The sequence below is a fragment of the Streptomyces ossamyceticus genome, assembly GCF_001418475.1.
Classification (GTDB): Bacteria; Actinomycetota; Actinomycetes; order Streptomycetales; family Streptomycetaceae; genus Streptomyces; species Streptomyces ossamyceticus.
Genome location: NZ_LIQX01000283.1, coordinates 1 through 4241, shown reverse-complemented (window position 1 = coordinate 4241; position 4241 = coordinate 1). Strand labels below are relative to the sequence as shown.

At 71.7% G+C, this 4241-nt stretch carries 3 protein-coding genes; 1 reads left to right on the top strand and 2 read right to left on the bottom strand.

Annotated elements, in window-relative coordinates; genetic code table 11:
- Window positions 1-38: 38 nt before the first annotated feature.
- Window positions 39-1109 carry a zinc-dependent alcohol dehydrogenase family protein gene (locus AOK15_RS21665; protein WP_055519416.1) on the bottom strand — a complete coding sequence of 357 codons (1071 nt, stop codon included), beginning with the start codon at window positions 1107-1109 and terminating at the stop codon, window positions 39-41.
- Window positions 1110-1292: 183 nt separating this feature from the next.
- On the opposite strand from AOK15_RS21665, the gene AOK15_RS21660 reads away from it, so the two are divergent.
- The gene (locus tag AOK15_RS21660) at window positions 1293-1670 is read left to right on the top strand and encodes an STAS domain-containing protein (protein ID WP_055519414.1); all 378 of its coding nucleotides are present in this window, start codon (window positions 1293-1295) and stop codon (window positions 1668-1670) included.
- Between the two features lie 68 nt (window positions 1671-1738).
- Here AOK15_RS21660 and AOK15_RS21655 read toward each other — a convergent pair whose 3' ends face one another.
- Window positions 1739-4120, bottom strand: coding sequence for a phosphoketolase family protein (locus AOK15_RS21655; RefSeq protein ID WP_055519412.1), 2382 nt, complete (start codon window positions 4118-4120; stop codon window positions 1739-1741).
- Between the last annotated feature and the right edge of the window lie 121 nt (window positions 4121-4241).

Genomic DNA, 4241 nt, shown 5'->3' with positions numbered 1-4241 from the left:
CGGCCGACGGCCGTCGGCCGGTAGGGGTGGAGCGAGGGTCAGGCGGCACGGACGGCGACCTCGCGGTGGGGCAGGTCGCCGAGTACCACCTTCAGGGCTCCGGTGTCCGCGGCGCGGCCGAAGACGTCGTACGCCTCCTCCATGTGGTTCAGCGGGAAGGTGTGGGTGACCAGGTCCGCGGTGGGCAGGCGCCCGGCGGCGGCCATGCGCAGCAGCGTGGGGGTGGAGCTGGTGTCGACCAGGCCGGTGGTGAGGGTGATGTTCTTGATCCACAGATCTTCGAGGTGCAGCACGGCGGGCTTGCCGTGGACACCGACGTTGGCCACGTGGCCGCCGGGGCGCACCATGCGGGTGCACGCCTCGAAACTCTCGGGCAGACCGACCGCCTCGATGACCACGTCGGCGCCGAGTCCGTCCGTGAGGTCGGCGACGAGCTGCTCGGGGTCCTCGCGGGCGTCGGCCACGGCGTCGGCGCCGAGCCGCTTGGCGGCCTCCAGCCGGGCCGGCGCCGGATCCACGGCGACGATCCGCTCGGGGGCGAACAGCCGTGCCGCGGCGATCGCGGCGAGACCGATGGGGCCGGCGCCGACGACGGCGACGGTGTCCCCGGGCCGCACATGCCCGTTGAGCACACCCACCTCGTAGGAGGTCGGGAAGATGTCCGCGAGGAGCACGGCGTCCTCGTTGCCGACCGAGCTGGGCAGTACATGGACGGACAGGTCGGCGTAGGGAACGCGAACGTACTCTGCCTGGGTGCCGTCGATCAGATGGCCGAGGATCCAGCCCCCGCCGCCCCTGCACTGCCCGTAGGCGCTCTCCCGGCAGAAGCGGCAGCGGCCGCAGGCGCTGATGCAGGAGACGAGGACGCGGTCGCCGGGACGTACGGTCCTCACGTCGCCGCCGACCTCGACGATCTCGCCGACGGCCTCGTGCCCGAGGACCGTGCCGGGTCGCACGTCGGGGACGTCGCCCTTGAGGATGTGCAGATCCGTGCCGCAGATGGTCACGGCGTCGACCCGTACGACCGCGTCGGTCGGGTCCTTGAGCGCGGGGTCCGGGATGTCCTGCCAGGCCGACTGACCGGGTCCGTGGAAGACGAAGCCTTTCATGACGCTCCTCACCGTCCTTCTGCGCATGCCGGGAAAGTCCCACACATCCAGCTTGTCCGCTGGACGCGGACCTCGCACGGTCCCGCACGGGCCACCGTGCGGGACCCAGGTCCCGTTCGGGCCGGTGCAAGAGGGACCGAACGGCCCTACCGCCGACCCGGTCACCAGGGCTTGTCTCGTCTCATGGACGAGAACGACATCGGGTCCGCGCCGTACCGCACGCACCAAACCTCCGGCGGCACGACCGTCGTGACGTTGCGGGGCGAGATAGACGTCGTGACGGCTCCCGCGCTGGCGGCCCGTCTGGACGCCCTGACCTCCCGTCCCCACCCCGACCTGGTGCTGGACCTGCGCCCGGTCGACTTCATCGACTGTTCCGGGCTCGGTGTGCTGTGCCGGGCCCGCAATCGCGCGCGGGACCGGCACGGCCGGCTCCGTCTGGTCACCGACAACTCCCGCTTCCTGCGGCTGCTGCGCTGCACCGGCCTGACGGACGTGTTCGAGGTGGGTTCCCGGCTGCCCGGGGAGCCGGCGGGCCCGGTGCCCGCCGTGGCCGGCTGAGCCGCCCGCGTACGGCGACGGCCGACGCTCCACCGGTGGAGGGTGTCTCCACCGGTGGACGGTGAACGTCAGGCGTTCCAGGACCAGTCGGCGACCTCGGGCAGGTCGGTGCCGTGCTCGCGGATCCAGGCGTGGTGGCGGGTCCGGGCGTCGGCCATCCGCTGCCGTACGGCGGCGGCGCGGACGGCGAGGCCGGGGACGCGGTCGATGACGTCCATGACGAGGCGGTAGCGGTCGAGGTCGTTGCGGACGACCATGTCGAACGGTGTGGTCGTCGTCCCGGACTCCTTGTAGCCGCGGACGTGCAGGTTCCGGTGGCCGGTGCGGCGGTAGGCGAGGCGGTGGATCAGCCACGGGTAGCCGTGGTAGGCGAAGATCACCGGCTTGTCGGTGGTGAACAGCCCGTCGTACTCGAAGTCGCTCATCCCGTGCGGGTGTTCCTCACGCGGCAGCAGCCGGGTCATGTCGACGACGTTCACCACGCGCACGGCGAGTCCGGGCAGGTGCCGGCGCAGCAGCTGCGCGGCGGCCAGCACCTCCTGTGTGGGGACGTCGCCGGCGCAGGCGAGGACGACGTCGGGTTCGCCGCCGTTCTCCGTGCCGGCCCAGTCCCAGATGCCCGCGCCGCGCGCGCAGTGGGCGCGGGCCTCGTCCATGGACAGCCAGTCGTAGCAGGGCTGCTTCCCGGCCACGACGACGTTGACGTAGTCCCGGCTGCGCAGGACGTGGTCCGCGACGGAGAGCAGGGTGTTGGCGTCCGGCGGCAGATAGACGCGGACCACTTCGGGGCTCTTGTTCAGGACGTGGTCGACGAAGCCGGGGTCCTGGTGGGAGAAGCCGTTGTGGTCCTGCCGCCACACATGGGAGGTGAGCAGGTAGTTGAGGGAGGCGATGGGGGCCCGCCAGGGCAGCTCGCGGGAGGTCCGCAGCCATTTGATGTGCTGGTTGACCATGGAGTCGACGATGTGGACGAACGCCTCGTAGCAGGAGAACAGGCCGTGCCGGCCGGTCAGGAGGTATCCCTCCAGCCAGCCCTGGCAGGTGTGCTCGGAGAGGATCTCCAGCACCCGGCCGTGCCGGTCGAGGTGCTCGTCCACCGGCAGCATCCCGGCCTGCCATGCCTTGCCGCTGGCGTCGAAGACGGCCTGGAGCCGGTTGGAGGCCGTCTCGTCCGGGCCGACGACCCGGAAGTCCCGGCGGGCGCGGGTGTCGTTCATGACCGCTTCCAGGAGGCCGCCGAGGACCCGGGTCGGCTCGTGGAGGGTGGTGCCGGGCTTCTCCACCGGGACGGCGAAGTCGTCGAGGGAACGGACGGGCAGGTCGCGGACGAGGAGACCGCCGTTGGCGTGCGGGGTGGCGCCGAGGCGGCGGGGCCCCTCGGGGACGCAGGCGAGGACGTCGGGGACGGGCCGCCCGTCGGGGCCGAACAGGTCCTGCGGCCGGTACGACCGCAGCCACGCCTCCAACTGCCGCAGGTGGTCCGGGTTCTCCCGTACCCCGGCGAGCGGGACCTGGTGGGCGCGCCAGGTTCCCTCGACGGGCTCCCCGTCGACCTCGGCGGGGCCGGTCCAGCCCTTCGGGGTGCGCAGCACGATCACCGGCCAGTGCACCCGCTCGGTGACGCCGTCCTCACGGGCGGTCCGCTGCATGAGGGCGATCCGGTCGAGTGCCTCGTCGAGGGCCGCGGCCATCGCGCGGTGCACCTGCGCCGGGTCGTCGCCGGTCACATGGATCGGCACGTGCCCGTAGCCCCGTAGGAGCGTGTCCAACTCGCTCTCGGGGAGGCGGGAGAGGACGGTCGGGTTGGCGATCTTGTAGCCGTTGAGGTGGAGGATCGGCAGGACCGCGCCGTCGTGCACCGGGTCCAGGAACTTGTTCGAGTGCCAGGCGGCCGCCAGCGGCCCGGTCTCCGCCTCGCCGTCCCCGATCACACAGGCGACCAGCAGGTCGGGGTTGTCGAAGGCGGCGCCGTACGCGTGGGCCAGCGAGTAGCCGAGTTCGCCGCCCTCGTGGATGGAGCCGGGGGTCTCCGGGGCGACATGGCTCGGCACCCCGCCGGGGAAGGAGAACTGCCGGAACAGCCGCTCCATGCCCTGCGCGTCGCGCGGCACGTCGGGGTAGACCTCGCTGTAGCTGCCCTCCAGCCAGGAGTTGGCGAGCACGGACGGCCCGCCGTGGCCGGGGCCCCAGACGCACAGCGCGTCCAGTCCGCGTGCCTTGATCACACGGTTGAGGTGGGTGTGCACGAGGTTGAGGCCGGGCGAGGTGCCCCAGTGTCCGAGGAGCCGCGGCTTGATGTGCTCCGGCCGCAGCGGCTCGGTCAGCAGCGGGTTCGCCATCAGGTAGATCTGTCCGGCGGTGAGGTAGTTGGCGGCCCTCCAGTGGGCGTCCAGGGTGCGCAGCTCGTCGTCGGAAAGTACGGTGACGTTCTGGTGTTCGACCTTGGTCATGGGTGACTCCGGAACTCATCGACGGGGGTCATAGGGCGGTGGAGGCGGCATGGCCGGCAAGAAGGCGACGAAGTTGCCGCGCGCGACGTACGAAGAGGAACTGCTCCGTCTGCAGACGGAG

Bases quoted from the DNA above. Each gene is read 5' to 3' on its own strand.
- AOK15_RS21660 (WP_055519414.1), top strand. From the start codon at position 1,293: ATGGACGAGAACGACATCGGGTCCGCGCCGTACCGCACGCACCAAACC.
- AOK15_RS21665 (WP_055519416.1), bottom strand. From the start codon at position 1,109: ATGAAAGGCTTCGTCTTCCACGGACCCGGTCAGTCGGCCTGGCAGGAC.
- AOK15_RS21655 (WP_055519412.1), bottom strand. From the start codon at position 4,120: ATGACCAAGGTCGAACACCAGAACGTCACCGTACTTTCCGACGACGAG.